22 protein-coding genes are annotated in these 25592 nt (G+C 70.9%); 15 read left to right on the forward strand and 7 right to left on the reverse strand.

From position 1 onward, the window contains the following. The first annotated feature begins 181 nt into the window (after window positions 1-181). Window positions 182-2695 (forward strand): DEAD/DEAH box helicase, encoded by a 2514-nt coding sequence (locus ACZ4S3_RS01555; protein WP_467924423.1) that lies wholly within the window; start codon window positions 182-184, stop codon window positions 2693-2695. Between the two features lie 52 nt (window positions 2696-2747). Further along, complete coding sequence (locus ACZ4S3_RS01560; RefSeq protein WP_467924425.1) at window positions 2748-3617, forward strand: acyl-CoA thioesterase; 870 nt, start codon at window positions 2748-2750, stop codon at window positions 3615-3617. On the opposite strand, the gene ACZ4S3_RS01565 is transcribed toward ACZ4S3_RS01560, so the two are convergent. Next, window positions 3548-4444, reverse strand: a complete 897-nt coding sequence (locus ACZ4S3_RS01565; protein WP_467924427.1) for a DUF6397 family protein — start codon at window positions 4442-4444, stop codon at window positions 3548-3550. The two genes, ACZ4S3_RS01560 and ACZ4S3_RS01565, sit on opposite strands and share 70 nt — an antisense overlap. A gap of 91 nt (window positions 4445-4535) precedes the next feature. Further along, window positions 4536-4943, reverse strand: coding sequence for a roadblock/LC7 domain-containing protein (locus tag ACZ4S3_RS01570; RefSeq protein ID WP_467924429.1), 408 nt, complete (start codon window positions 4941-4943; stop codon window positions 4536-4538). Between the two features lie 165 nt (window positions 4944-5108). Here ACZ4S3_RS01570 and ACZ4S3_RS01575 point away from each other — a divergent pair, with 165 nt between their 5' ends. After that, window positions 5109-5537, forward strand: coding sequence for a PPOX class F420-dependent oxidoreductase (locus ACZ4S3_RS01575; protein WP_467924431.1), 429 nt, complete (start codon window positions 5109-5111; stop codon window positions 5535-5537). 18 nt (window positions 5538-5555) lie between these two features. On the opposite strand, the gene ACZ4S3_RS01580 is transcribed toward ACZ4S3_RS01575, so the two are convergent. Further along, window positions 5556-6170, reverse strand: coding sequence for a GTP-binding protein (locus ACZ4S3_RS01580; RefSeq protein ID WP_467924432.1), 615 nt, complete (start codon window positions 6168-6170; stop codon window positions 5556-5558). Window positions 6171-6422: 252 nt separating this feature from the next. On the opposite strand from ACZ4S3_RS01580, the gene ACZ4S3_RS01585 reads away from it, so the two are divergent. Together ACZ4S3_RS01585 and ACZ4S3_RS01590 are read left to right on the forward strand one after the other, a co-directional pair. Beyond that, on the forward strand, window positions 6423-7907 hold the full coding sequence (locus ACZ4S3_RS01585) for a purine-cytosine permease family protein (RefSeq protein ID WP_467924434.1): 1485 nt from the start codon (window positions 6423-6425) through the stop codon (window positions 7905-7907). Further along, window positions 7904-8515: a class I SAM-dependent methyltransferase gene (locus ACZ4S3_RS01590; protein WP_467924436.1), complete on the forward strand. Its 612-nt coding sequence runs from the start codon at window positions 7904-7906 to the stop codon at window positions 8513-8515. Before ACZ4S3_RS01585 ends, ACZ4S3_RS01590 begins: the two co-directional genes overlap by 4 nt. A gap of 32 nt (window positions 8516-8547) precedes the next feature. On the opposite strand, the gene ACZ4S3_RS01595 is transcribed toward ACZ4S3_RS01590, so the two are convergent. Both ACZ4S3_RS01595 and ACZ4S3_RS01600 read right to left on the reverse strand, forming a co-directional pair. Next, window positions 8548-9444, reverse strand: a complete 897-nt coding sequence (locus ACZ4S3_RS01595) for an oxygenase MpaB family protein (protein WP_467924438.1) — start codon at window positions 9442-9444, stop codon at window positions 8548-8550. A 157-nt stretch (window positions 9445-9601) separates the two neighbouring features. After that, entirely contained in the window at window positions 9602-10003 is a 402-nt protein-coding gene (locus ACZ4S3_RS01600; protein WP_467924440.1) for a hypothetical protein, read from the reverse strand. A gap of 89 nt (window positions 10004-10092) precedes the next feature. Between ACZ4S3_RS01600 and ACZ4S3_RS01605 the strand changes: the two genes are divergently transcribed. Then, a complete protein-coding gene (locus tag ACZ4S3_RS01605; protein WP_467924442.1) occupies window positions 10093-10875 on the forward strand; it encodes a hypothetical protein in 783 nt (260 codons plus the stop codon). Window positions 10876-10967: 92 nt separating this feature from the next. Here the strand turns inward: ACZ4S3_RS01605 and ACZ4S3_RS01610 are convergent, their stop codons facing one another. Continuing rightward, on the reverse strand, window positions 10968-11150 hold the full coding sequence (locus ACZ4S3_RS01610) for a hypothetical protein (RefSeq protein WP_467924444.1): 183 nt from the start codon (window positions 11148-11150) through the stop codon (window positions 10968-10970). Between the two features lie 148 nt (window positions 11151-11298). On the opposite strand from ACZ4S3_RS01610, the gene ACZ4S3_RS01615 reads away from it, so the two are divergent. From ACZ4S3_RS01615 to ACZ4S3_RS01650, 8 genes are all read left to right on the forward strand, one after another. Then, window positions 11299-14223: a DEAD/DEAH box helicase gene (locus ACZ4S3_RS01615; RefSeq protein WP_467924446.1), complete on the forward strand. Its 2925-nt coding sequence runs from the start codon at window positions 11299-11301 to the stop codon at window positions 14221-14223. After that, window positions 14220-15521 carry an SWIM zinc finger family protein gene (locus ACZ4S3_RS01620; protein ID WP_467924448.1) on the forward strand — a complete coding sequence of 434 codons (1302 nt, stop codon included), beginning with the start codon at window positions 14220-14222 and terminating at the stop codon, window positions 15519-15521. The genes ACZ4S3_RS01615 and ACZ4S3_RS01620 overlap by 4 nt, the downstream gene beginning before the upstream one ends. 134 nt (window positions 15522-15655) lie before the next feature. Continuing rightward, window positions 15656-18616, forward strand: coding sequence for a glycoside hydrolase family 2 TIM barrel-domain containing protein (locus ACZ4S3_RS01625; protein ID WP_467925201.1), 2961 nt, complete (start codon window positions 15656-15658; stop codon window positions 18614-18616). A 97-nt stretch (window positions 18617-18713) separates the two neighbouring features. Next, a complete protein-coding gene (gene mmuM / locus ACZ4S3_RS01630) occupies window positions 18714-19634 on the forward strand; it encodes a homocysteine S-methyltransferase (RefSeq protein ID WP_467924450.1) in 921 nt (306 codons plus the stop codon). 179 nt (window positions 19635-19813) lie between these two features. Next, window positions 19814-20635 (forward strand): basic amino acid ABC transporter substrate-binding protein, encoded by an 822-nt coding sequence (locus tag ACZ4S3_RS01635; RefSeq protein ID WP_467924451.1) that lies wholly within the window; start codon window positions 19814-19816, stop codon window positions 20633-20635. Window positions 20636-20646: 11 nt separating this feature from the next. After that, window positions 20647-21432 carry an amino acid ABC transporter permease gene (locus tag ACZ4S3_RS01640; RefSeq protein ID WP_467924453.1) on the forward strand — a complete coding sequence of 262 codons (786 nt, stop codon included), beginning with the start codon at window positions 20647-20649 and terminating at the stop codon, window positions 21430-21432. Between the two features lie 19 nt (window positions 21433-21451). Next, complete coding sequence (locus ACZ4S3_RS01645) at window positions 21452-22273, forward strand: amino acid ABC transporter ATP-binding protein (RefSeq protein ID WP_467925203.1); 822 nt, start codon at window positions 21452-21454, stop codon at window positions 22271-22273. A 78-nt stretch (window positions 22274-22351) separates the two neighbouring features. Next, window positions 22352-23659: an esterase-like activity of phytase family protein gene (locus ACZ4S3_RS01650; RefSeq protein ID WP_467924454.1), complete on the forward strand. Its 1308-nt coding sequence runs from the start codon at window positions 22352-22354 to the stop codon at window positions 23657-23659. Here ACZ4S3_RS01650 and ACZ4S3_RS01655 read toward each other — a convergent pair. Next, complete coding sequence (locus tag ACZ4S3_RS01655; protein ID WP_467924456.1) at window positions 23640-24482, reverse strand: hypothetical protein; 843 nt, start codon at window positions 24480-24482, stop codon at window positions 23640-23642. The genes ACZ4S3_RS01650 and ACZ4S3_RS01655 overlap by 20 nt on opposite strands. A 136-nt stretch (window positions 24483-24618) precedes the next feature. Between ACZ4S3_RS01655 and ACZ4S3_RS01660 the strand changes: the two genes are divergently transcribed. Beyond that, the gene (locus ACZ4S3_RS01660; protein ID WP_467924457.1) at window positions 24619-25584 is read left to right on the forward strand and encodes an acetylxylan esterase; all 966 of its coding nucleotides are present in this window, start codon (window positions 24619-24621) and stop codon (window positions 25582-25584) included. Window positions 25585-25592 lie beyond the last annotated feature (8 nt).

Consider the following 25592-nt stretch of genomic DNA (forward strand, 5'->3'; position numbering starts at 1 on the left):
GGACAGGGCGCCGCACGGGCACGCCCCGAGAAAATATCGCTCGCGCCCCGTCGACATCGCCGCAGCTCAGGCCTCGCCGGGCGGCCGTCGCCACCGGCCGGGACCCCGTCCGAAGGGTCACATGATCTTCATATCTCCGGCCGGTTCCCTGATCCGGGCCCGGGACAGGCAGTATGGGGGCGTGACCCTCATCGATCATCTGCCGAACGACGCCGACCCCGATGCCCTCTTCGAAGCCTTTTCGGGCTGGGCCGAGCAGCAGGGCATCACGCTCTACCCTGCCCAGGAGGAGGCGCTGATCGAGGTGGTCTCGGGTGCGAACGTCATCCTGTCCACCCCCACCGGCTCCGGGAAGAGCCTGGTGGCGGCCGGCGCGCACTTCACCGCTCTCGCCAATGACCAGGTCACCTTCTACACCGCGCCGATCAAGGCCCTGGTGTCGGAGAAGTTCTTCGATCTGTGCAAGCTGTTCGGCACCGAGAACGTCGGGATGCTGACCGGTGACGCGTCGGTCAACTCCGATGCGCCGGTTATCTGCTGCACCGCCGAGGTGCTCGCCTCCATCGCGCTGCGTGACGGCAAGCACGCCGACATCGGCCAGGTCGTGATGGACGAGTTCCACTTCTATGCCGAGGCGGACCGCGGCTGGGCCTGGCAGATTCCGCTGCTGGAACTGCCGCAGGCACAGTTCATCCTGATGTCGGCGACGCTCGGCGACATGTCGCGGTTCGAGGGGGACCTGACCCGGCGTACCGGCAAGCCGACGTCGATGGTCCGCTCCGCGACCCGGCCCGTGCCGCTGTCGTACGAATACCGCACGACTCCGATGACGGAGACCCTCACCGAGCTGCTGGAGACCCGGCAGTCCCCGGTCTATATCGTGCACTTCACGCAGGCCGCCGCCGTGGAGCGGGCGCAGGCGCTGATGAGCATCAATATGTGTACGCGCGCCGAGAAGGACGAGATCGCGCAGCTCATCGGGAATTTCCGGTTCACCACCAAATTCGGGCGGAATCTGTCGCGTTATGTGCGGCACGGTATCGGCGTGCATCACGCCGGCATGCTGCCGAAGTACCGCCGGCTCGTGGAGAAACTGGCCCAGGCCGGCTTGCTGAAGGTCATCTGCGGTACGGACACGCTGGGTGTCGGCGTGAATGTGCCGATTCGGACGGTGCTGTTCACCGCGCTGACGAAGTACGACGGGACCCGGGTGCGGACGCTGCGGGCGCGGGAGTTCCACCAGATCGCGGGCCGCGCGGGCCGGGCCGGCTTCGATACGGCGGGGTTTGTTGTCGCGCAGGCCCCCGAGCATGTGGTGGAGAACGAGAAGGCGCTGGCGAAGGCGGGCGATGACCCGAAGAAGCGCCGCAAGGTCGTGCGCAAGAAGGCGCCGGAGGGCTTCGTCAATTGGGGCGAGAACACCTTCGAGAAGCTCATCGCCTCCGATCCCGAGCCGCTGACCTCGCGCTTCCGCGTGACGCACGCGATGCTGCTGTCCGTGATCGCGCGGCCGGGCAATGCCTTCGATGCGATGCGCCGGCTGCTGGAGGACAACCACGAGCCGCGCCGGAACCAGCTGCGCCACATCCGTCGCGCCATCGCGATCTATCGGTCGCTGGTGGACGGCGGGATCGTGGAGCGGCTGGCGGAGCCGGACGCGGAGGGCCGGATCGTCCGGCTGACCGTCGATCTCCAGCAGGACTTCGCCCTCAATCAGCCGCTGTCCACCTTCGCGCTGGCCGCCTTCGATCTGCTCGACCCCGAGTCGCCTTCGTACGCGCTGGACATGGTCTCGGTGGTGGAGTCGACGCTGGATGATCCGCGGCAGATCCTGGCCGCGCAGCAGAACAAGGCCCGGGGCGAGGCGGTCGCCCAGATGAAGGCCGACGGCGTCGAGTACGAGGACCGCATGGAGCGGCTCATGGACGTCGAGTACCCCAAGCCGCTGGACGAGCTGCTCTCGCACGCCTATGGCCTGTACCGCAAGAGCCATCCTTGGGTCGGCGACCATCCGCTGTCCCCGAAGTCGGTCATCCGCGATATGTACGAACGCGCCATGACCTTCACGGAATTCACGTCGTTCTACGAGCTGGCGCGCACCGAGGGGATCGTGCTGCGCTACCTGGCGAGTGCGTTCAAGGCGCTGGATCACACCGTCCCGGACGATCTGAAGTCCGAGGACTTCCAGGACATCATCGCCTGGCTGGGCGAGATGGTGCGGCAGGTGGATTCCAGTCTGCTGGACGAGTGGGAGCAGCTCGCCAATCCCGAGGTGGAGACGGCGGAAGAGGCCGCGGAGCGGGCGGATCAGGTCCGGCCGGTCACGGCCAATGCCCGTGCCTTCCGGGTGCTGGTGCGTAATGCGATGTTCCGGCGGGTGGAGCTGGCGGCGCTGGACAAGGTCGAGGAGCTCGGCGAGATGGATGCCGACTCCGGCTGGGACGTGGACGCCTGGGGCGATGCGATGGACGCCTACTGGGACGAATACGACGAGCTGGGCACCGGACCGGATGCCCGCGGCCCGAAGCTGCTGCAGATTCAGGAGGATGCCGCGCACGGGCTGTGGAAGGTGCGGCAGACTTTCGCCGACCCGAACGGTGATCACGACTGGGGCATCTCCGCGGAGGTGGACCTGGCCGCCTCCGACGAGGAGGGGCGTGCGGTGGTGCGCGTCACCGATGTGGGTCAGCTGTGAGGCGACGGCTTCGACCGAGGCCGTCGAGGGTTGCGACGGAGGGCCACCGGTCATGACCAATCCCGCCGAGAAGCTGGTGGATCTGCTGGATCTCGAGCAGATCGAGGTGAACATCTTCCGGGGCCGAAGTCCGCAGGAGAGCATCCAGCGGGTCTTCGGCGGGCAGGTCGCCGGCCAGGCGCTGGTGGCGGCCGGGCGGACCACCGAAGGTGACCGCCCGGTCCACTCGTTGCACGCGTACTTCTTGCGGCCGGGCCGGCCCGGGGTGCCGATCGTGTACCAGGTCGAGCGGGTCCGCGACGGGCGGTCCTTCACCACCCGGCGGGTTGTCGCCGTCCAGCAGGGACGCACGATCTTCAATCTGACCGCCTCCTTTCACAAGCCGGAACCCGGCTTCGATCATCAATTGCCGACGCGCCGGGAGGTGCCCGGCCCGGAGGAGCTGCCCACGGTCGCGGACGAGGTCCGCGAACATCTGGGTGATCTGCCCGAGGCACTCGAGAGATTCGCCCGAAGGCAGCCGTTCGACATCCGGTATGTCGACCGGCTGCGCTGGACGCCGGACGAGATCGACGATGCGGAGCCTCGCAGCGCGGTGTGGATGCGCGCGGTGGGGCCGTTGGGTGATGATCCGCTGGTGCATACCTGCGCGCTGACCTACGCCAGCGATATGACCCTGCTGGACGCCGTCCGCATCCCGATCGAGCCGCTGTGGGGGCCTCGGGGCTTCGACATGGCCTCGCTCGACCATGCGATGTGGTTCCACCGCCCGTTCCGCGCGGACGAGTGGTTTCTCTACGACCAGGAGTCGCCGATCGCCACCGGCGGCCGGGGCCTGGCCCGCGGACGGATTTACGACCGGGAGGGCAGGCTGCTGGTCTCGGTCGTGCAGGAGGGGCTGTTCAGGAAGCTCGGCGGCTGATTCCGCAGGGCCGCCGACGAGCGCGCCGCTGGGCTGCGAAGCCTCCCCGGGTCTTCCTGGCGGGCGGCTTCGAGGGCCCGGGAGAGATTGACGCGGTACCACATCACCTCGTCGAACTCTTCCGCCGTCAGCACACGCTCGAGGGATTCCCGGGCGGCGACGGTCGCCGTGATCACCGATACGAAGACGGGCTTGAGCCTGCGCAGCAGGGATCGCTCCCTGGGGTCCTCGACGACCGAGGCCATCTCCTCCGGTGGCAGTACGGCAGCGAGCACCGCCGCCGACTCCCACGGGTCGTTGGTCTGTCCCATGAGCTGCGCCACCCGGCGGGCGCGCCACTGCCGTGGCCGCCAGTCCTGTCCGCCGTCGAGCATCACGCGCATCGCGGCGGGGGTGTTGCCCGCCAGCAATTCCGGCTCACGGTCGGCGAATTCGGCGATCTCGGCGGCGAGATAGAGCCAGACCACCGCGCCGTAGCGGTTCACATAGAACCTGACCGGACCGAAGCAGCCTGCGCGGGTCAGGCGCTGGAACCGCCCGGGTCCAATCCGCATCAGCTCGGCCGCTTCGTTCGTGCCGACCGTGCGGATACGCTCGCGGAGCGCTTCCGGGAATCCGGGTTCGGCTTGCAGCCGGGCGATCTCCTGCGCCGGCACCCGGCGCCGCCCCAGCGGCCCGGCGGCCCCCGGCCGGTCTTCCGCCCCGGCCGGGACCGTCCGTACTTCTCCGAGCTGGGTGGCGAGCTCGAACTCACCGCTCCTCAGCTCCAGTTCTTGGGCGGCTCGCCCCACGGCGAGTGTCTGCTGCCCGTCGCACATCACTGTCATGTCGAATCCCCCGCACTCAGTCGATCACTGAAGTCGATTACTGACAGTCACGACTGTAGCGGCAGGCTGTGACAGCGAGTCAATCCCCGCCTCAGCCCTGTGGATAACTCTCCGGCCGACGGGCGGCGACGGCCAGATGCTCGCCCACGCGGTTGACCAACAGCGTCATTTCGTAGGCGATCTGCCCCATATCGGCGTCGGCCCCGGCCAGTACGCACAGGCAGCTGCCGTCCCCCGCCGCCGTCACGAACAGCATTCCGTCGTCGAACTCGACCATGGTCTGGCGCACCCGCCCGGCCCGGAAGTGCAGCCCGGAGCCCTTCGCGAGGCTGTGCAGCCCCGACGCGACCGCCGCCAGATGTTCGGCGTCCGCCTTTTCCAGCGCCTGGCTCGAGCCGGTCACCAACCCGTCGTTGGAGAGCACCATTGCATGCCGTACCCTCTCCACCCGCTTGGTCAGGTCGTCCAGCAGCCAGTCGAGTCCGCTGCTCAGTGCCATGCCGCTTCCTCCCCGTATCCCCGTCCGCTTCCTTGACCGGACGGCAGTGCGCAGTCAGTGCGCGACTGCCGTGCCAGCCTGTCCCACCTCCGGCGTCTGGGCAAGCGGGTCTGCAGCCCGGCGTGCCACTCCGCGCGGTATCGCGGCGGGCGGGAGGATGTCGGCATGGCACACAAGATGACCAAGGACGAGTGGCGGAAGTTCCTTTCCGAGGGCACCCGCACCGGCAAGCTGTCAACCGTACGGGCCGACGGCAGCCCGCACATCGCGCCGGTGTGGTTCCTCATGGACGGCGATGAGCTGGTGTTCAACACCGGGAAGGAGACGGTCAAGGGCCGCAATCTCGCCCGTGACAACAGAGTTGCCCTGTGCGTGGACGACGACCGGCCGCCGTTCTCCTTCGCGGTGGTTCAGGGGGCGGCGGAGATCAGTGAGGATCTCACTGACGTGCGGCACTGGGCGACCCGGATCGCGGCCCGCTACATGGGCGAGGACCGTGCGGAGGAGTTCGGCGCCCGCAACGGCGTGCCGGGCGAACTGGTGGTGCGGGTGCGGATCAGCAAAGTCGTCGCCATCGCGGACCTCGCGGACTGACCGGCGCGACGGCCCTTGCTACCCCACCGAATCCAGATGCCGGGCGGTATGCCGCCGCCCGGCGTGTTCGACCAGGCGTATCAGCACCTCCTTGCCCGAATCACGGTCCCGTGCGTCACACAGCACCACCGGGGTCCCGCGGTCCAGGTCGAGGGCGCGGGCCACCTCGTTCGCGCCGTAGGACCGCGACTGGGCAAAGCAGTTGACGGCCACCAGGAACGGGATCGACTGGCGCTCGAAGTAGTCCACCGCCGGGAAGCAGTCCGCCAGCCGGCGGGTATCGGCCAGCACCACGGCGCCCAGCGCGCCTACCGACAGGTCGTCCCACAGAAACCAGAAGCGGTCCTGGCCCGGGGTACCGAAAAGGTAGAGGGACAGGCCCTGTCGGATGGTGATCCGGCCGAAGTCCATGGCCACCGTGGTGGTGCTCTTGTCGTCCACGCCTCCGGTGTCGTCCAGCGCCTCGCCCACTTCGCTGAGCCGTTCCTCGGTGCGCAGCGGACGGATCTCGCTGACCGACCCCACCAAGGTCGTCTTGCCGACTCCGAAACCGCCCGCGACTAAGACCTTCAGGCCCAACTCGGAGTCAGGGCCCAGGGTTGCGCCCTCCTGGGCCCCTTGTACAGCGTTCATCGGACGTCTCCTCCAGGATGCGGGTCGCGCACGTCACGGGGGTGTTCGGATGCAGGGCTCGGCAGTCGGAGCCCCCGGCGGCAGAGTGCCGTCCGGAAATCCATGGCGAGGACCGTACCTCTGCCTGATCGCGATTACCGTCATTTTCAACAAAGCCGCGAAGTTCTGATCGCCGCGTGTTCCTGCCCGGGTTCTGATCGCGAAACGTCCGGCGCCCGCGCCCGGTTCCCCGCCGTGGGGGATCATGAGCTCATGACGCAGCAGCAGGCCCCGGAGCAGATCGGCGTACGCGCCGGCGCGACCGCCTCGGCACGTGCCGTCGAGCGCAACGGCATCAACCCGGTACCCGAGTCCGAACGGCACGGCGCGCCCCGGTCCTTGTTCTGGCCCTGGGCCGCATCCGGGTTGTCCCTGCTGTGCATCGCCTACGGCAGCTACCTCATGGGCCTCGGGCTCAACGCGTGGCAGGCGATCGTCACCGGGGCCATCGGCTATGTGCTGTCGTTCGTCCTGGTCGGCCTGATCTCGATAGCCGGGGCGCGCACCGGCGCGCCCACCATGGCCATCGGCCGGGCCGCCTTCGGCAGGCAGGGCAACAAGCTGCCCACGCTGTTCAGTTACGTCTCCAACGTCGGCTGGGAGACGGTGCTGGTCGCGCTCTCCTCGCTGGGCGGAGCCGCCATTCTGGCGCGCGTCTCGCCCGGCGCCTTCGCGCGGGCCGACGGGACGACGCCGACCACGACGGCACAGGCGCTGTGCTTCGGGGTGACGGCGGTTTCGGTGGTGGTCGTGGGGATCTTCGGGCACGCGCTGATCATGAAGGTGCAGAAGTATCTGACCGCGGCGATCACGTTGATGACCGTGGTGTACATGGTGCTGATGGCCGACCGCGTCGATCCCGCCGCACTGGGCGGCGGAGCCTCGGGCGATCTCGGCACGTTCATCGGGGGCATTGTGTTCGCGATGACGCTGCTGGGCCTGGGCTGGGTCAACTGCGGCGCCGACTACAGCCGTTACCTTCCGCGTGCGAGCAGCGGGCGGGCCATCACCGGCTGGACGACGCTGGGCGGCGTGCTGGCCCCTCTGGTGCTGCTGGTCTTCGGGGTGCTGCTGAACGCCGGTGATCCCCGGCTCGCCGAGGCCGCGGCCGCCGACCCGGTGGGCGCGCTCGCCGCCGAGCTGCCGACCTGGTTCCTGGTGCCGTATCTGCTCACCGCCATCGGGGGCTTCGCCTCCGGGGCGATCATGGATATCTACAGCTCCGGTATGTCGATGCTGGCCCTGGGCATCCCGATCCGGCGGCACCTCGCGGTCCTGGTGGACGGTGTGCTGATGGCCCTCGGCGGCTGGTACGTGCTGTTCGTCTCGCCCAGTTTCTTCGCCACGTTCCAGGCGTTCCTGTCCATCATCGGGGTGGCGATGGCCGCCTGGACGGCGGTCTTCCTGGTGGAGCAGTGGCGCCGCCGCCGGTCGGGCTTCGGCCTGACGACCGTACGGGCCCTGGGCTGGCCCGCGGTGCTCTCGCTCGCCCTCGCCACCGCCCTCGGGCTGGGCCTGATCACCTCCGCCGATCCCCACATCGCCAAGGCTGTGGGCTTTCTGCTCAGTGACAGCGCCGCGCACGGCACCCTGGGGGCGATGAACCTCGGCGTCGTGGTGGCCTTGATCGTCGCGGCCGTCCTGTACGCCGCGACCGCCCCTCTGGCCGACCGTCCCGCCCCCCAAGGAGACCGATGACCGACCATCACGCCGACCAGCCGCACGACGTCCGCGCTTTCTTCGGGCCACGTGCCGCGGACTGGGACACCAAGTTCCCCGACGACGGCCCCGCCTACGCCGCGGGCGTCGCCGACCTGGGGCTCAAGGAGGGCGACCGGGTCCTGGACGCGGGCTGCGGTACGGGCCGCGCGCTGCCGGCGCTACGGGAGGCCGTGGGGCCGCGCGGGACGGTGCTGGGCGTGGATCTCACCCCGGAGATGCTGCAGGAGGCCGTACGGGCCGGACGCGACCGTTACGCGGAACTGCTGCTCGCCGACGTCACCCGGCTTCCGCTGCCCGACGCCGCGCTGGACTCCGTCTTCGCCGCCGGACTCGTCTCCCACCTGCCGGACTCCGCCGGCGGCCTCGCCGAACTGGCCAGGACCGTACGCCCCGGTGGCCGGCTGGCCCTCTTCCATCCCATCGGCCGGGCGGCGCTCGCCGCACGCAAGGGCCGCCCGCTCACCCCCGATGACCTGAGGGCGGAGCCGAATCTGCGGCCCCTCCTGGCGGGCAGCGGCTGGGAACTGGTCCGGTACGTGGACGAGGACGCCCGCTACCTGGCGCTGGCGGTCCGCCAGGGGTGACGGGCCCGCCTCTTACCGGGGCGGCCCGCCTCTCACTGGGGCGCCGGGTCCTCCGCGTGCGGGACGGGGCAGCCGCCGCCCCGGCGCGGGGCGGGGAAGGTGCCGAGATCGGCGACCCGGAAGCCGTCGGGATAGCCCTTGATCTCGGGGTTCTGGCGGGCGAAGTGCGGCTTGCGGCGGGGCGGGAGCAGCCGTACGGCCTTGGCGCGCAGCTTCAGGGCGCCGCGGACCGCCTTCTGGACGGCCGGTTTGGGCCGCTCGTAGCGGAAGGTGTCCAGCAGCGCGTCATCCAGGAGGGCCATGCTCGCGCCGCGTACCACCGGGGCGAGCGGGCCGTACCAGCCCGCCATCAGGTCCAACGTGGCGTCCGAGACCCGTCGGGCGCTCTCGTCCCAGCCGAAGTGGGCGTCCTCGTAGGCGTCCAGGCAGCGTTCGAAGTCCTGGAAGGTCTCAGGGAGTTCGGTGATGCCCATATGGCGCCCGAGAGTGCGGTAGTAGGCCGCTATGGCGCGCGTCTCGTGCTCGCTCAGCCGGCGCCAGCCGTACTGGTCGATCCAGCGCTTGGGCACCACCACGAAGGTGCACAGGACATAGCGCATGTCGTCGTTGCTGATGTCGTAGCTGCGGTGCATCTGGTTCATCCGGCGGATCGCCGTCCGGCCGTCCGTACCGTCGAAGCCGTGCTCGAGGACGGCGTCCAGGAGAAGGGCGGTGTCGTCGTAGCGCTTTTGCGTACGGTCCGTCAGCTCCGCGGTCTCGGCGAGCAGTCGGCCGATGCTGGGCACGGCATAGGTGCGGTAGAGCGCTAACTCCAGGGCCCTGGTGATGTCCCAGGGGAATTCATGGGTCGCGGTGATGCGGAAGATCCGCAGGAAATCGCGTTCCGGATCGAGCCGCCGGATCTCTTTCAGCCAGTCGTAGCGCCGCACCTGGTGTCCGTCCCTTCGTGTGCCCGAAGCTCCGACTTTATGCGCTTCGGGCACACTTCAACGAGGGTTGCGGGCGGCGCAGCGGGAGTGGGAATGCCCGGATTCCTACACGAGATCCCCCGGCCTGCCGGGTGGTGATGGCGCCGGCCCGGGAGCGTCAGCCGCCGCTGGTGGCCGCCCGCGAGCCGCTCGGCCCGCCGGTGGCGCCGTAGCAGTCCGTCGACGTGGGGTCCGGTACGGCCAGCGCCTGCTCGACGGGCAGACCCGTGCGCGCGGCGAGGGCCAGCCGCTCCCGGACCTCGCGCGGGGTGCGCGGGCGATAGCCGGGTCCCGTACCGCAGCAGCCGCCGTGGAAGGTCAGCCCGGAGCGCAGTACGGCCGTCAGCGCGCGCCAGCCCGCGGTGTCGCGCTTCTTGGGGACCTCCAGGTCGGCACCGGCGTTGATCAGCTCGCCGCGGCACTGCGGGCAGCTGCCCGGTCCCCGCGAGGTGGCCGGCCTCTTGAACGCGACCCGGCAGTCCAGGCACACGAAGTGCGTCCCACTGCTGTAGAAACACATGTGTGCAGCGTACGGCGGGTGACAAGGCCGTACCCAGCCAATTAAGGTGCGCCGACGTACTCCGGATGGATCGGATGGGGAGGCCCCGCGTGCCCACGACCGAGAGCACCGACAGCGACCAGTTGTTCGTGCTGACGGCGGTGCTGTTGACGCCCGCGCAGTTTCCGAGCGTGCTCGGCGACGACTATCCCGAGGTGTGCGCCGGCCTCGGCCTCGAACCGTACGTCGAGGGCTACGGGCTGGTCCTCGGGCAGGACGGCAGCGGTGCGCGCTGGACAGTGGCGACGGAGGATGTGTCGCTGGTGGCCTGCGCGATCGCGGCCTGGGACTGCGGCATGGAGTACGACCTCTCGCCCGGGGAGGACAGCATCATCGGGGCGCTGCCCGGCTGGCCGCTCGCCCTCGCCGTGTCGGCGCCCGGGGTGCCCGAGCCACATGACCCGGAGCTGCTGGACGACGATCCGGCGCCGCTCACCCCGCCGGACGCCGAGGGGTGGGGGCCCGCCCAACGGCGGCTCGGCGCGGACGAGATCGCGCTGCAGTGGGCGGCGTGGCGCGAGCAGGTGGATGACGGGGAGGCCTTCGCCGAGCCGGGTGAGGGGACGCACCAGGGCGTGCGGCGGGTACTGGAGGAGGCGCGCGGGTATGTGAGGCAACCGCCGCCGCCGGGCCGGGTGCGGTCGTCGTTCGCGGCGGGCGACGCGCGCACGCTGCGGGTCGACGGGCCGGGCTGGAGCATGGTGGCCCGCACCGACGACATCGCGTTCGTCCTGCTGGACGAGGAGCCCGGTGAGGTGCATCCGGTGGGCCGGGGGCCGGAACTACCGGGGCTGCTGGCGTCGTTGGACGAGCTGGCGGTGCGGCCTTCCTGAGGCCTGGGGCCGGGCCGCCCCGGAGCGATGACCGCCACCGGCGCGAGGCCTGACCGGCCTTGCGCGGGTCGCCGTCACTCCGGCCCCATCACTCAGCGCCCTATCTCCTTACGGGTGACCCGGCGCAGCCTGCGTCGCTGTGAAGGGTCGAGCGTCAGATACGCGATGGCCGGGACCCCGATCATCACCAAGAGGGCCGCCCAGAAAGGCAGCAGCCACAGCAGGATCACTCCCACCGCGATACCGCCGACCGCGACCTTCGCCTGTGTGGACATCCTTCACGCCCCTTCCGCGGCCCGTGCCGCGCTCTGTGTATTCCATTGAACGCCGTTTTCGCTTCACAGGTTCCCTCGAACGCCGCCGGGTCCTGTACCCTCGGGCGCTCCAGGCGCCAGTAGTCAAACTTGAGGAGTTCTCGGCCCAGTGGCTTTCCTCCCCGCGGTCCCGGCCGCACATTTCACCGAGCTCGCCCGCTGCGCAGCGGTATTCCTGCCGTCGGACCCGCCCCGCGCCGGACGGGTCGCGTTCTGGCGCCCCGATGGCGAGCCGATCGCGATCGCCGACGACGACGGTGAGCCGGCGGCGGACCGGCTCTCCCTGGTCCTGCCGGACGAGAACGGCGAGGTGTATGTGTCCGCCGTCCCCGCCGTGATCTGGCCGGTAGCCGCCGCGGTGCCCGTTCTCACCCGCGCCCGTGCCGCCCGGGGCGCGGATCCGGCCGCCGCCTTCTGGGGCGCCGCGACCGTGCTGGCGCTCCAGCTGGCCGCCCGTGGCCGGCTGCTGCCCGGTCTGAGCCCCGCCGATCACGACGCCTGGCGGCTGGGCCCGCTCGACCCGGCCGATGTCGAGCGGCTGCGCGACCTCGCCGCCGCCATGCCCCCGTACGCGCATGCCACGCCCCTCCCCGGCACCGACCCGCTCGAACTGCCCGATCCCGAACGCCACCTACGGGCCTTCCTGGACGCGGTCGCCGACGGCCTGCCACGCTCCCCCGCCGCCGCGTCGGCCGCCGGCGGTCCGGCCTTCGCGGCGCCCGCACCGCAGCACATCCCCGAGCAGCGCGCCTGGGCGGCGGATGTCGCGGCGGGGCATGACACGGGCGTACGGATCTCGCTGCGGGTGGAGGTCCACGGGATGGACACGGCGGACGGAGCGGCCTTCACCGCCGTTCTCCAGCTGCACAGCCTGACCGATCCGACGCTGGTCGCGGATGCCTCAGAGGTGTGGGCCGGGGTGTCACCGGCGGGGCAGGCCTTCGGGCCGCGGGCCCGGATGGACACCCTGCTCACGCTCCGCCGTGCCGCCGGCACCTGGCCGCCGCTCACCCCGCTGCTGTCCGCGGCGGTGCCGGACGCGCTGCCGCTCGCCGATGAGGAGATCGCCGAGCTGCTCGGCCCCGCCGGCCGTGCGCTGGCCGCCGCCGGGGTGCAGGTCCACTGGCCCAAGGAGCTGGCCCGCAAGCTGACCGGCCGCGCGGTGGTGGGAGCGCCCGACCCGCTGGACGCGACCGGGTCCGGGCTGCCCTCGCTGCTGTCTGCCGACGCGTTGCTCTCGTTCAGCTGGCGGTTCGCGGTGGGCGGACAGGACATCGACAAGGCGGACCTGGAGCGGCTCGCCGAGGCCGGCCGCCCCCTGGTGCGGCTGCGCGACCAATGGGTACTGATCGACCCGGAGGCGGTACGTGCGGCCCGCGACCGCCAGGACCGTAAGATCACGCCGCTGGATGCGCTCGGCGCCGCGCTCACCGGCACCATCGAGGACGACGACGGCCGCCAGGTGAGCGTGGCGGCATCCGGCTGGCCGGCCGAGGTGCGCGACCGGATCGCCGACCCGGAGCGTACGGATGCCGCGCCCGTCCAGCAGCCCGCCGCGCTTGCCGCGACGCTGCGCGACTACCAGCTGCGCGGGCTCGGCTGGCTGCACCGGATGACCTCGCTGGGGCTGGGCTGCACGCTCGCCGACGACATGGGGCTGGGCAAGACCATCACCCTCATCGCGCTCCATCTGCACCGGCAGACGCAGCCCGGCTCGGCAGGCCCCACGCTCGTCGTCTGCCCCACCTCCCTGATGGGCAACTGGCAGCGGGAGATCGAGAAGTTCGCGCCGGGGACGCCGGTGCGCCGCTTTCACGCCGGGCGGCGCAGCCTGGCGGACCTGGCCGACGGCGAGTTCGTGCTCACCACCTACGGGACGATGCGGCTCGATGCCGGGAAGCTGGCGGAGGTGGGCTGGGGGCTGGTAGTCGCCGACGAGGCGCAGCATGTCAAGAACCCCTTCTCCGCGACCGCCAGGGCACTGCGCACCCTCCCCGGCCAGGCCCGGGTGGCGCTGAGCGGCACGCCGGTGGAGAACAACCTGTCGGAGCTGTGGGCGATCCTGGACTGGACGACACCCGGCCTGCTGGGGCCGCTGGGCCGGTTCCGTAAGCGTTATGCGCAGGTCATCGAGGGGGGCGCGGCGACGTCACCCGAAGCGGGTGCGGCGGCCGAGCGGCTGGCCAGGCTGGTGCGGCCGTTCCTGCTGCGCCGCCGCAAGTCGGACCCGGGGATCGCGCCGGAGCTGCCGCCCAAGACGGAGACCGACCGTGCGGTGGCGCTGACCAAGGAGCAGGCGGGGCTGTATGAGGCCGTGGTGCGCGAGGGGCTCAGCGACATCGCCGAGGCGGACGGGTTCGCGCGGCGCGGGCTGGTGGTCAAACTGCTCACCTCTCTCAAGCAGATCTGCAACCACCCGGCGCAGTATCTGAAGGAGCAAGGAGCGGATCAGGGGCGGGTTCCGGAACGCGACGGGGGCGGGAACTCCCCGCGGATCGCCGGTCGTTCAGGGAAGGTGGAACTGCTGGACGAACTGCTGGACACCATCCTCGCGGAGGGCGCGAGTGTGCTGGTGTTCACTCAGTACGTGCAGATGGCCCGGCTGCTGGAGCGGCATCTGGCGGCGCGCGGGGTGCCCACCCAGTTCCTGCACGGCGGGACACCGGTCGCGCGGCGCGAGGAGATGGTGCGGCGGTTCCAGGAGGGTGCGGCGCCGGTGTTCCTGCTGTCGTTGAAGGCGGCCGGTACGGGCCTGAATCTCACCCGGGCGGCGCATGTGGTGCACTTCGACCGGTGGTGGAATCCGGCCGTCGAGGCCCAGGCCACCGATCGTGCGTACCGGATCGGGCAGACCCAGCCGGTGCAGGTCCACCGGATGATCACGGAGGGCACGATCGAGGACCGGATCGCCGAAATGCTCTCCCGTAAGCAGCAGTTGGCGGATGCGGTGCTGGGCTCGGGCGAGGCGGCGCTGACCGAGCTCAGCGACGCCGAGCTGGCAGACCTGGTCACCTTGCGAGGGAGCGAGCGATGAGAACACAGGGCGAGACATACGGACCCGAGCGGACCTTCGCCGCGCTGCCCACGCCACACGGCCAGGCGTTCGCGCGGAGTTGGTGGGGCCAGGCGTGGCTCAAGGCGCTGGAGGACACCGCACTGGACGGCGGGCAGCTGAAGCTGGGGCGGCAGCATGCGCGCGGCGGTGCGGTGGGCGCGGTGTCGGTACGGCCCGGCCGGATCACCGCCATCGTCCAGGACCGCGACCACACCCGCCACCGTGCCGATGTGCTGCTGCAGCAGCTGAGCCTGGCGGACTGGGACCGCTTCCTGGACATGGTCGCGGACCGCGCCGGGCATATCGCGGCCCTCCTGGACCGTGACATGCCGCCGGTCCTGGTCGAGGACGCTGCCGCAGCCGGCATGGAACTCCTGCCGGGAATAGGCGACCTGGAGTCGGAGTGCAGTTGCGGGGCATGGGATCACTGCGCCCATTCCGCCGCGCTCTGCTACCAGTTGGCGCGGTTGCTGGACCAGGATCCCTTTGTGCTGCTGCTGTTGCGCGGGCGGGGCGAGCAGGAGCTGCTGGACGAGCTGCAGGCGCGCAGCGCGTCGCGGGCCGAGGTGCCGGCGGGCGAGGGTACGCGGCCCGTGACGGGGGTGCCGGCCGCCGAGGCATACGCGGCGCGCGACATCCTGCCGCCACTGCCCGCACCGCCGCCGGCCGTCGAGGCCCCGGGTGCCGCTGCGGTGCTCGGCGGCGGCACCCCACCCGCGCCCGGCGTGGCGGTGGCCGCGCTGGAATTCCTGGCCGCGGACGCGGCGGCACGCGCCCAGCAGCTGCTGGCCGATGCGCTCGCCACCTGGCATCCGGACAATCCGCCGCCGCCCGCCCTGACTCCCGCCCAGGACGCGGTACGACTGGCGGCCGCCGGCCCGGGGGCGGCGATATCGGCCCGGCTGGCGGCCGGCTCCGGGCGCGATCCGCGGGGTCTGGCGCTGGCCGTACGGGCCTGGGAGCTGGGCGGTACGGCCGGGCTCGCGGTCCTGGAGGAGGACTGGACGCCGGAGCCGGAGACGCTGGCCCGCGCGCACGACCGGCTCGCGGCGGCCTGGCCGGAGGGCGAGACCCGGCCGCGGCTGCGGGCCACCCGCAACCGCTGGACGGTGGTCGGCGGCGACGCCCAGCTGCGCTACGGCCGGGACGGGCGCTGGTGGCCGTACCGCAGGGAACGCGGCCAGTGGGCCCCGGCGGGACCGGCCACGGACGATCCGGCGGGCGCGCTGGCCGGGGTGTCGGAAGACCGCCTGGAGGAGGACCGAATGGAGGGCTGACGGGCCGGACCTCCCGAATCCGGCTGCGCCGTGCGTCGCGTCGTGATTCGCTGAGCCGATCTCCGGACGCCAAGGCCGTCGCCCCGCAGCGAGGAGGACCAGTGACCGGCACTTCGCACCGCGCACCGCAGCACCTGCCGTACGAACGGCCGTGGCAGGACCCGGGCCCATCGCAGGACCCGGATCCGCTCCCGTACTACGAGGACCGCTCGCCGGGCGCCGGGAGCCTGCCGCCGCGCGCCTGGTTCGCGGCGTCGGACGCGCCCCGGATCTCGCTGCACGGCACCTGGCGGTTCCGGCTCGCTGCGACCGCCGCGGCGCACGACGCGTCGTTCGCCCGGCCGGACTTCGACGACGCCCAGTGGCAGGACCTGCGGGTGCCCGGCCACTGGGCGCTCAAGGGGCATGGTGCGCCCGCGTACACCAACACCGCCTACCCCTTCCCGGTCGACCCGCCCCGGGTGCCGGACGAGAACCCGACCGGCGACCACCGGCATGTCTTCGATCTGCCCGAGGGGTGGGGCGATGGGCCCGCGGTGCTGCACTTCGGCGGGGTCGAGTCCTGCGCCCGCGTCTGGCTCAACGGACAGGAGCTGGGGAACTTCAAGGGCAGCAGGCTGCCGCACGAGTTCGAGATCGGGCATCTGCTGCGGCCGCGCGGCAATGTGCTGGCGGTGCGCGTCCACCAGTGGTCCTCGGGCAGCTATCTGGAGGACCAGGACCAGTGGTGGCTGCCCGGTATTTTCCGGAATGTATCGGTGCACCGCCGCCCCCGGGGCTCGGTCGTCGATCACTTTGTGCACGCCGGGTTCGATCACGTAACGGGCGAGGGCACGCTGCGCGTGGAGTGTGAGCCGGCGGGCCGGGTGCGTGTCCCGGCGCTCGGGCTCGATCTGGCGACCGGACAGAGCGCGACGCTGCCGGTGCGCCCCTGGACGGCCGAGCGGCCGCACCTCTATGACGGGGAGCTGGTCACCCCGGGCGAGCGGATCCCGCTGCGGATCGGGTTCCGTACGGTCCGGGTCGAGGACGGTCTGCTCAAGGTCAACGGCCGCCGCATCCTGCTGCGCGGCGTCAACCGCCATGAATTCCATCCGCGCTACGGACGCACCATCGGCCCGGAGGCGATGCGCCGCGATCTCGTACTGATGAAGCGTCACAACATCAACGCGGTCCGCACCAGCCACTATCCCCCGCACCCCGCCTTCCTCGACCTCTGTGACGAGCTGGGCCTGTGGGTCATCGACGAATGCGATCTGGAGACGCACGGTTTCGCACAGCAGGGCTGGCGGGGCAATCCGGTCGACGACGAGCGCTGGGAGCCGGCGCTGCTGGACCGTGCCCGCCGGATGGTCGAACGGGACAAGAACCACCCCGGCATCGTGCTGTGGTCGCTCGGCAACGAGTGCGGTACGGGCCGCGGGCTGTCCGCCATGGCCGCCTGGATGCGCGAGCGCGATCCGTCCCGGCCGCTGCACTACGAGGGCGACCGCAGCTGTGCCGACACCGATGTGTACTCCCGGATGTACGCCGATCATGCCGAGGTGGAGCGCATCGGGCGGCGCACCGAGGAGCCGCTGCCCGATGCGGAGCTGGACGCCCGGCGCCGCCAACTGCCGTTCGTTCTCTGCGAGTACGCGCATGCGATGGGCAACGGTCCGGGCGGGCTGAGCGAGTATCAGCGGCTGTTCGAGAGATATGAGCGCTGTCAGGGCGGGTTCGTCTGGGAGTGGATCGACCACGGGCTGCGGCAGCTGACGCCCGACGGCGAGGTGTTCCATGCCTACGGCGGCGACTTCGGCGAGGAGCTGCACGACGGCAATTTCGTCTGCGACGGGCTGGTCTTTCCCGACCGGGTGCCCTCGCCCGGCCTGCTGGAGTTCAAGAAGGTCATCGAGCCGGTACGGATCGAGGGGGTGCCCGGCGAAGACGGCGCGGCGGGCGCGGTGCGGATCACCAACCTCCATGACTTCGCCGATCTGGGACATCTGGAGTTCCGCTGGCGGTACGAGGTGGCGGGCCAGGCACGCGGACACGGGTGGCTCGAGGTGCCGCCGCTGGCGCCCGGCGAGTCGGCCGAAGTGGAGCTGACGGCGCCACCGGTGGAGGAGGACGACACCGGGGAGGCCTGGTGGACGGTGCAGGCGGTGCTCGCCGAGGACACCCCGTGGGCGGACGCGGGCCACGAGGTCGGCTGGGGCCAGCTGCCGGCCCCTGCGCTCCCGGCTCCCGCTCCTGCGGACGGCGTGCGGGCGGCCCCGCGCCGCGGCGAGGGCAATGTGATCCTCCTCGGCCCGGGGGCCTTCGACGCCACCACGGGAGCGCTCCGCTATCTGGACGCCGTACAGCTCGTCGGTCCCCGCCTCGATGTGTGGCGGGCGCCGACCGATAACGACGAGGCCGCGCCCTGGCAGCCGGGGCCGCGTCCGGCCACCGAGTGGCGGCGGATCGGACTGCACCGGATGCGGCATCGCGTCGACGCCGTCGAGGCCGGGCCGGACGCCCTGGTGGTACGCACCCGGGTCGCCCCCGCAGGCACGGATCTCGCGCTGCGTACCGTCTACCGCTGGACGGCAGACGGCGATCTGCTGCGGCTGGAGGTGGCCGTCGATCCGGAGGGCGACTGGCCCGCTCCGCTGCCTCGGCTCGGGGTGCGGATGGCGGTGTGCGCGAGCCTGGGGCTGGCCGAGTGGTTCGGCGGCGGGCCCGGCGAGGGTTATCCGGACACCCGGGCCGCGGCGCGGGTGGGCCGCTGGTCGATGCCGGTGGACGCGCTGCAGACGCCGTACGTCCGGCCGCAGGAGAACGGCGCCCGGCCCGATGTGCGCTGGGCGCAGCTGACCCGCGGCAATGGCTCCGGCCTGCGGATCGCGGGTGACCCGAACTTCTCCTTCACCGCCCGGCGCTGGTCCGTGGCGGAGCTGGACGCGGCGCGGCACACCACCGATCTCATCCCGGGCGACCGGCTGTGGCTGTATCTCGACCACGCGCAGCACGGCATCGGCAGCGAGTCGTGCGGGCCGGGGGTGCTGCCGGAGCACCGGTTGGAGGTGGCGCCGGCGCGCTTCTCCTTCGTGTTCTCCTCGCTGGAATGACCTTCTCCGCCCGCCGGAATGGCCCGTGAACTGTCGGCGTTACGATCCGAAGAGCGGCCGCAATCCCCGCGCCCGGCAGCACGAGAGGCTACGCACCATGGTCAGCACGTCCCCGTCGTTCGTCGAAGCCCTCGCCGCGGGGCCGGTGGTGCTCGACGGCGGGCTGTCCAACCAGCTGGAGTCCGCCGGGCACGACCTCAGCGATGCGCTGTGGTCGGCCCGGCTGCTCGCCGAGGAGCCGGAGGCCGTCGTACGGGCGCATCTGGCGTACTACGAGGCGGGGGCGCAGGTCGCGATCACTGCCAGCTATCAGGCGACGTTCGAGGGGTTCGCGCGGCGCGGCATCGGCGCCACGGAAGCCGCCGGGCTGATCGGCCGGAGCGTGGAGCTGGCGCGCGAGGCGGCGGCGCGGGCGCAGGCGGGCGGTGTCACCGGTCCGCTGTATGTCGCCGCGTCGGCCGGGCCGTACGGGGCGATGCTGGCGGACGGCTCCGAATACCGCGGCCGCTACGGCCTGTCGGGGGATGCGCTCGAGCGTTTCCACCGCCCGCGGCTGGAGGTGCTGGCGGCGGCGCGGCCGGATGTGCTGGCGCTGGAGACGGTGCCGGACGCCGATGAGGCCCGTGCGCTGCTGCGGGCGGTGCGCGGGCTGGGGGTTCCGGCCTATCTGTCGTACAGCGTGGCGGGTGACCGCACCCGGGCCGGGCAGCCGCTGGCGGAGGCGTTCGCCCTGGCCGCGGAGGCGGACGAGGTGATCGCGGTCGGGGTGAACTGCTGCGCGCCGGATGACGCGGACCGTGCGGTGGAGCTCGCGGCGCGGATCACCGGTAAGCCGGTGGTGGTCTATCCCAACAGCGGGGAGCGCTGGGATGCCGAGGCGCGGGCGTGGTGCGGCAGCCCGGCGTTCCCCACCGACCGGGTCGCCGGATGGGCCGCGGCCGGGGCCCGGCTCATCGGGGGCTGCTGCCGGGTCGGCCCCGATGCCATCGCCGAGCTGGCGGCGGACCTGGGCCGCTGAGCGGGACGTTCACCGCGGCCGCCGAGCGGGCGGCGGGCGTACGGGCCCGGGGGCGCGGGTCGGCGGCGTTACCCAGCCGCAACACTGCAACGGCGACAAAAGTCCTGGCCAATGGCAGGATTCAGGCCAACTCGCAGCACGCACGGCTTGGTTGATTTCACCCGCGCCCTGGAGGACCCGTGTCCGCTCGCTCCGCGTTGCCCGTCATAGCCGTTGCCGCGGCCGTCGCCCTCGTGGCGGGGTGCACCAGCACCAAGTCCGACGGGAAGAAAGGTTCCGGGCCGGAGCTGGTCTCCGCCGGAAAACTGACGACCTGCACGCACCTTCCCTACGCCCCGTTCCAGGTGAACAAGGGCGGCACCATCGTCGGGTTCGATGTGGACCTGGTGGATCTGGTGGCCAAGGAAATGGGCGTCAAACAGGAGATCGTCAATACGCCCTTCGAAGGCATCGAGACCGGCCAGGACTTCACCATCCGCAAATGCGACCTGGCCGCCGCGGGCATGACGATCACCCCCGCCCGCGACAAGGTCATGGATTTCTCCGACCCCTACTTCAACGCCACCCAGGCGCTGCTCACCAAGCAGGGCAAGCCCTTCAAGAAGGTCGAGGACCTCAAGGGCAAGAAGCTCGGCTATCAGAAGGCGACGACCGGCGGAATCTACGCCAAGGAACACGGCAAGGGCGTCGAACTGGTGGAGTTCGAGGACCTGGGGCTGCTGCTGACCGCCGTGAAGTCCGGCCAGGTCGACGCCGGCATCAATGACAACGGCGTGCTCTTCGACTATGTGAAGAAGAATCCGGACACCGAGGTGACCGCGGAATTCAACACCGGCGAGCACTACGGCATCGGCGTCCGCACGGGCAACGACGCACTGCGCCAGAAGATCAACGCCGCCATCAAGAAAGCCCGGTCCGACGGAAGTTATGACCGGATCTACAAGAAATGGTTCGGCACCGCGCCGAAGAGCCAGGGAAGCCGGAAGAGCCGGCAGAGCTGAGGCCGGTACCGATGCCCCTGTCCAAGAGACGGCGCGCGCGGATCGTCCGTGGCGCGCAGTACGGCGTGCTGGCCGTCGCCGTAGTGGTCTTCGCGCTGGTCGCCGACTGGCACCAGCTGCGGGTGGCGTTTTTCGACATCGAGGTCGCCAAGGCCCTGTTCCCGGAGATCATCACCACCGCCCTGGTCAATACCGTCATCTACACCCTGCTGGGCTTCGGTTTCGGGCTCGGGCTGGGACTGGTACTGGCGCTGATGCGGCTGTCGTCGGTGCCGCCGTACCGCTGGATCGCCGTCGGCTATATCGAGTTCTTCCGCGGAATTCCGGCGCTGCTGGTGTTCATCGCGCTCGGATTCGGTGTGCCGCTGGCGTTCGAGGTGGCGATCGATATGCATGTCACGGTGATGCTGTCGCTCGGTCTGGTGGGTGCCGCATATATGGCGGAGACCATCCGGGCGGGCATTCAGTCGGTGCCCAAGGGCCAGACGGAGGCGGCTCGTTCGCTGGGGATGTCGCACGGGCGGGCCATGGTCTCCATCGTCATCCCGCAGGCGTTCCGGATCGTGCTTCCGCCGCTGACCAATGAGTTGATCCTGCTGACCAAGGATTCGTCGCTGGTGTATCTGCTGGGGCTCTCCCTCACCCAGTTCGAGCTGGCCAATTTCGGCCGGGATGCGCTCAATGAGCACAAGAGCCTGACCCCGATCCTGATTGCCGGGCTGCTCTATCTCGTGATCACCCTTCCGCTCGGCCAGTTGGTCCGGCGGCTGGAAGCCCGTACGGCGAAGGCCAGGTGACCCTGTGAGTACGGACGGTATGAGTACGGACCCCACCCCAGCGGCCGCCAAGGCCATCGACGTTCAGGGGCTGCACAAGTCGTTCGGTGAGCTGGAGGTGCTGTGCGGTATCGACTTCTCGGTGGCGCGCGGCGAGGTGGTGTGTGTCATCGGGCCCTCGGGGTCGGGCAAGTCGACGCTCCTGCGCTGTGTGAATCTGCTGGAGGAGCCGAGTGCGGGCCGGGTCACGGTGGCGGGTACCGAGGTCACCGATCCGGATGTGGACATCGATCTGGTCCGGCGCCGGATCGGGATGGTCTTCCAGGCCTTCCACCTCTTCCCGCATCTGACCGCGCTGGAGAATCTGATGATCGCCCAGCGGCGGGTGCTGCGGCGCGACCGGGCCGAGGCGGAGCGGATCGCCCGCGCCAACCTCGACCGGGTCGGGCTGAGCGACAAGGCGGCGGCCTACCCGGCGCAGCTGTCGGGCGGTCAGCAGCAGCGGGTGGCGATCGCCCGCGCGTTGTCCATGGACCCGGAGCTGATGCTCTTCGACGAGCCGACCTCGGCGCTGGATCCGGAGCTGGTCGGCGATGTGCTGGCGGTGATGCGGTCGCTGGCGCAGGACGGTATGACGATGTTGGTCGTCACCCATGAGATGAGTTTCGCGCGGGAGGTCGCCGACCGGGTGGTCTTCATGGACGGCGGGGTGATCGTCGAGGAGGGCACTCCGGAGCAGGTGGTGGGCGCGCCGCGGCACGAGCGGACCAGGACGTTTCTGGCACGGGTGCTGGATCCAGCGGCGGCGGAGGTGGGCGAGGTCGCGGATTCCGGGGCGACGGGCAAGCGCGTCGATCGCTGATTGACGGCAGTTCACCCGCCGTTGGGGTGCCGAGGGGACGCTGGAAGGGTCCCGATCATCCCGGCTCCTGGAGGTCCGATGTCCCTACGTCCGCTCGCGGTGGTACTGCCGGTTGCGGTGGTCGCCACGGCCGTGGTGCTCGGCGGGACCACGGCCCAGGCCGGTCCGCCGCCGGCCACCGTCACCGCGCGGGCGCAGCTGCCTGCCGTCCCGCTGGGTGCGTTCAGCAATGCGCTGCTGCCGGGCAGCGTCGACAACGACCGCGGGGTGAAGCTCGGCGGGATCGGCAGCGACATCTTCCCCGCCGGACGGGCGGGCGAATTCTGGACCGTCACCGACCGCGGGCCCAACGGCCAGATCAAGGTGGACGGCACCAAGCGGCGGACCTTCCCGGTGCCCGGCTTCGATCCCGCCATCGTCAAGATCAAGGTGCGCGGCGACCGGGTCACCGTCCTGAAGTCCCTGGCCCTGACCACCCGTTCCGGCAAGGCCGTCACCGGGCTGCCCAATCAGCGGTCCCGCGATGAGGCCCCGTACACGTATGACGCCGGCCGTCCCCTGGCGTACGACCCGAACGGTCTGGACACCGAGGGCATCGTGCGGGCCGCCGACGGCAGCTTCTGGCTGGCCGACGAGTACGGGCCGTCGCTGGTCCATGTGTCCGCGTCCGGCCGGGTGCTGGCCCGCCATGTCCCCAAGGGGCTGCGGCTGACGGGCACCGGCTATCCGGTGATCGAGTCGCTGCCGGGCGTGCTGCGCATGCGCAAGGTCAATCGCGGCTTCGAGGGGCTTGCCCTGCTGCCGGACGGCGATTTGGTGGCGGCCGTACAGAGCCCGCTGTCCAACCCGGACACGGCGGCCGGTGAAGCGTCCCGTACCGCCCGGCTGCTGCGCTTCTCGCCCGTCCGGGGCGCGGTGACCGCCGAGTACGCGTACCGCTTCGACCCGGTCGGCGACGTGGACCCGGGCGAGGACGACACCTCGGAGCTGAAGATCTCCTCGGTGGTGGCGGTGGGCCGCGACCGGCTGCTGGTGGAGGAGCGCACCGACAAGGCCGCGCGGCTGCAGCGGGTCGAGCTGACGAAGCGGTCGGACATCCTCGGCTCGCGCTGGGACGATCCGGCCACCAGCCCGTCGCTGGAGCAGTCCGGGAGCCACGCCCCGGTGCTGCCCAAGGAGCTGGTCGTCGACCTGCGCAAGGTCAAGGGCGTACCGGACAAGATCGAGGGCATCGCGGTCACCGGGCCGCGCACCCTCGCGCTCATCAACGACAACGACTTCGGCATGACGGACGGCCCTGACGCGTTCGACGATCAGGGCCGTCTCGTGGACAGCGGGGTGCCGACGACGGTGACGAGCGTCCGGCTCAGGACAGCGGCTTGGTGAGCTTCTTGGTGTTGGTGCGGTTCCCCATCAGACTGCAGCTGACGGCCTTGATGCCGATCTTGTAGCCGTTGATGTTGGGGAACTGGACGTACGTGCCCTCGGCGGTACCGGAGGGCTGCCGGGCCGCCTTGCTCTCCAGCTCGTTCTGGCACAGCGAGGCCGCCTTCGACTTGATGGCGGTGTCGGACGTGAGGCCGGAGCCCAGGCGGTGGGTGGTGACGACCTCGGCGTCGTGCGGGCCGTTGCAGGAGGCCGCCTCGTTGTTTCCGCCGCCGCCCGGCGGACGGTTGAAGCAGTCCCCCACCTTCAGCTGGAAGAAGGGGATGGTGCCGTCGGTAGGCGTCGGCATCATGCTCTCCAGGTCCGTACCGGTCGGCGTCGCGGACGGCGAGGCGTAATCCGAGGGCGAGGCGTCGTCGGAAGGCGTCGCGGAGGCGGAGTCGGACGGTGTGGCGCTGGAGCTGGAACTGGCGGGCTGCGCGCGGTGCTTGCTGTCGTCGCCGTCGCCGTTGAGCACCACGACGGTGATGACGGCGGCCACCACCAGGGCGCCGCCGGCGATGATCGCCGCGATCACCTTGCCGTTGCCGCCGCCACCGGGCGGCGGGCCGGACGGCTGCTGCCAGCCACCGGGTCCCGCGGGGCCATCGGGTCCGTAGCCGCCGCCCGCCGGCGGACCGTAGCCGGCGGGAGGCTGGTTACCGGCCGGCGGCCCGTAGCCGCCCTGGCCGTATCCGCCCTGGCCATGGCCACCGGCGGGTGGACCGAAGCCACCCGGGGCATCGTTCGGCGGCTGATTCGACGGAGGCGGAGGAAAGCTCATGGCAGAAATGATCGCTTCTTTACGGGGCTTCGGGAGACACGGTGACCAACCTGGAACATTGCATGGCTGAAACATCCCGGCGATGGGCACATGTCGCGACGTCCGGCAACATCACCCTATGGCCCGGAGGAGATCCGTGTTCACCGACCTACCCCTGGATGAGCTGAGCACCTACCGCCCGCCGCTGCCCGAGCCGCCCGGGTTCGACGCCTTCTGGCAGCGCACCCTCAAGGAAACTTGCCGCCACGACCTGGACGCACGCTTCACGGAGTTGGATACGGGCCTCGCGCTGCTGCGCACCTACGACGTGGAGTTCTCCGGCTTCGGCGGGCACCGTATCCGCGGCTGGTTCCTGACGCCGCGCGCGGCCGACGGCCCGTTGCCGTGCGTCGTGCAGTACATCGGTTACGGCGGCGGCCGGATGATGCCGCACGACTGGCTGCTGTGGCCGTCCGCCGGATACGCGACGCTGGTCATGGACTCCCGCGGGCAGAGCGGCCCCAACCGTCCCGGCGGCACGCCCGATCCGGTCGCCGCCACCAATCCGGGCGTACCAGGAAAAATGACCCAGGGGCTGCTCGACCCCGACGACTACTACTACCGGCGGCTGTTCACCGATGCGGTACGGGCCGTGGAGGCGGCGCGCGGACACGACGCGGTCGACGCCGACCGGATCGTGGTCGCCGGGGGCAGCCAGGGCGGCGGCGCCGCCCTGGCGGTGACCGGGCTGGTATCCGGTCTGGCGGGCGCGCTGATCCATGTGCCGTTCCTGACCCACATCCGGCGCGCGCTCGACATCACGGACGCGGACCCCTACGGCGAAATCACCCGCTACTTCGCGGGCGAGCGGGGGCACATCGACACCGCCCTGAACACCCTGGACCACTTCGACGGCCTGAACTTCGCGGTCCGCGCCACCGCCCCGGCGCTCTTCGGTACGGCGCTGCGCGACGAGGTCGTGCCGCCGTCCACGGGCTTCGCCGCGTACCACCACTACGCGGGCGAGAAGGAGCTCAAGGTGTGGCGGTTCAACGGACATGAGGGCGGCGGCGGGGAGCAGCGGGCCGCGGAGCTGGCGTTCGTCCGGGAGCTGTTCGGCTGAGCCGCCCG

Source organism: Streptomyces sp. NPDC028368, from assembly GCF_055565615.1.

Bases quoted from the DNA above. Each gene is read 5' to 3' on its own strand.
- ACZ4S3_RS01575 (WP_467924431.1), top strand. From the start codon at position 5,109: ATGGCACACAAGATGACCAAGGACGAGTGGCGGAAGTTCCTTTCCGAG.
- ACZ4S3_RS01600 (WP_467924440.1), bottom strand. From the start codon at position 10,003: ATGTGTTTCTACAGCAGTGGGACGCACTTCGTGTGCCTGGACTGCCGG.
- ACZ4S3_RS01570 (WP_467924429.1), bottom strand. From the start codon at position 4,943: ATGGCACTGAGCAGCGGACTCGACTGGCTGCTGGACGACCTGACCAAG.
- ACZ4S3_RS01620 (WP_467924448.1), top strand. From the start codon at position 14,220: ATGAGAACACAGGGCGAGACATACGGACCCGAGCGGACCTTCGCCGCG.
- ACZ4S3_RS01650 (WP_467924454.1), top strand. From the start codon at position 22,352: ATGTCCCTACGTCCGCTCGCGGTGGTACTGCCGGTTGCGGTGGTCGCC.
- ACZ4S3_RS01560 (WP_467924425.1), top strand. From the start codon at position 2,748: ATGACCAATCCCGCCGAGAAGCTGGTGGATCTGCTGGATCTCGAGCAG.
- ACZ4S3_RS01565 (WP_467924427.1), bottom strand. From the start codon at position 4,444: ATGACAGTGATGTGCGACGGGCAGCAGACACTCGCCGTGGGGCGAGCC.
- ACZ4S3_RS01580 (WP_467924432.1), bottom strand. From the start codon at position 6,170: ATGAACGCTGTACAAGGGGCCCAGGAGGGCGCAACCCTGGGCCCTGAC.
- ACZ4S3_RS01655 (WP_467924456.1), bottom strand. From the start codon at position 24,482: ATGAGCTTTCCTCCGCCTCCGTCGAATCAGCCGCCGAACGATGCCCCG.
- ACZ4S3_RS01585 (WP_467924434.1), top strand. From the start codon at position 6,423: ATGACGCAGCAGCAGGCCCCGGAGCAGATCGGCGTACGCGCCGGCGCG.
- mmuM (WP_467924450.1), top strand. From the start codon at position 18,714: ATGGTCAGCACGTCCCCGTCGTTCGTCGAAGCCCTCGCCGCGGGGCCG.
- ACZ4S3_RS01590 (WP_467924436.1), top strand. From the start codon at position 7,904: ATGACCGACCATCACGCCGACCAGCCGCACGACGTCCGCGCTTTCTTC.
- ACZ4S3_RS01610 (WP_467924444.1), bottom strand. From the start codon at position 11,150: ATGTCCACACAGGCGAAGGTCGCGGTCGGCGGTATCGCGGTGGGAGTG.
- ACZ4S3_RS01640 (WP_467924453.1), top strand. From the start codon at position 20,647: ATGCCCCTGTCCAAGAGACGGCGCGCGCGGATCGTCCGTGGCGCGCAG.
- ACZ4S3_RS01645 (WP_467925203.1), top strand. From the start codon at position 21,452: ATGAGTACGGACCCCACCCCAGCGGCCGCCAAGGCCATCGACGTTCAG.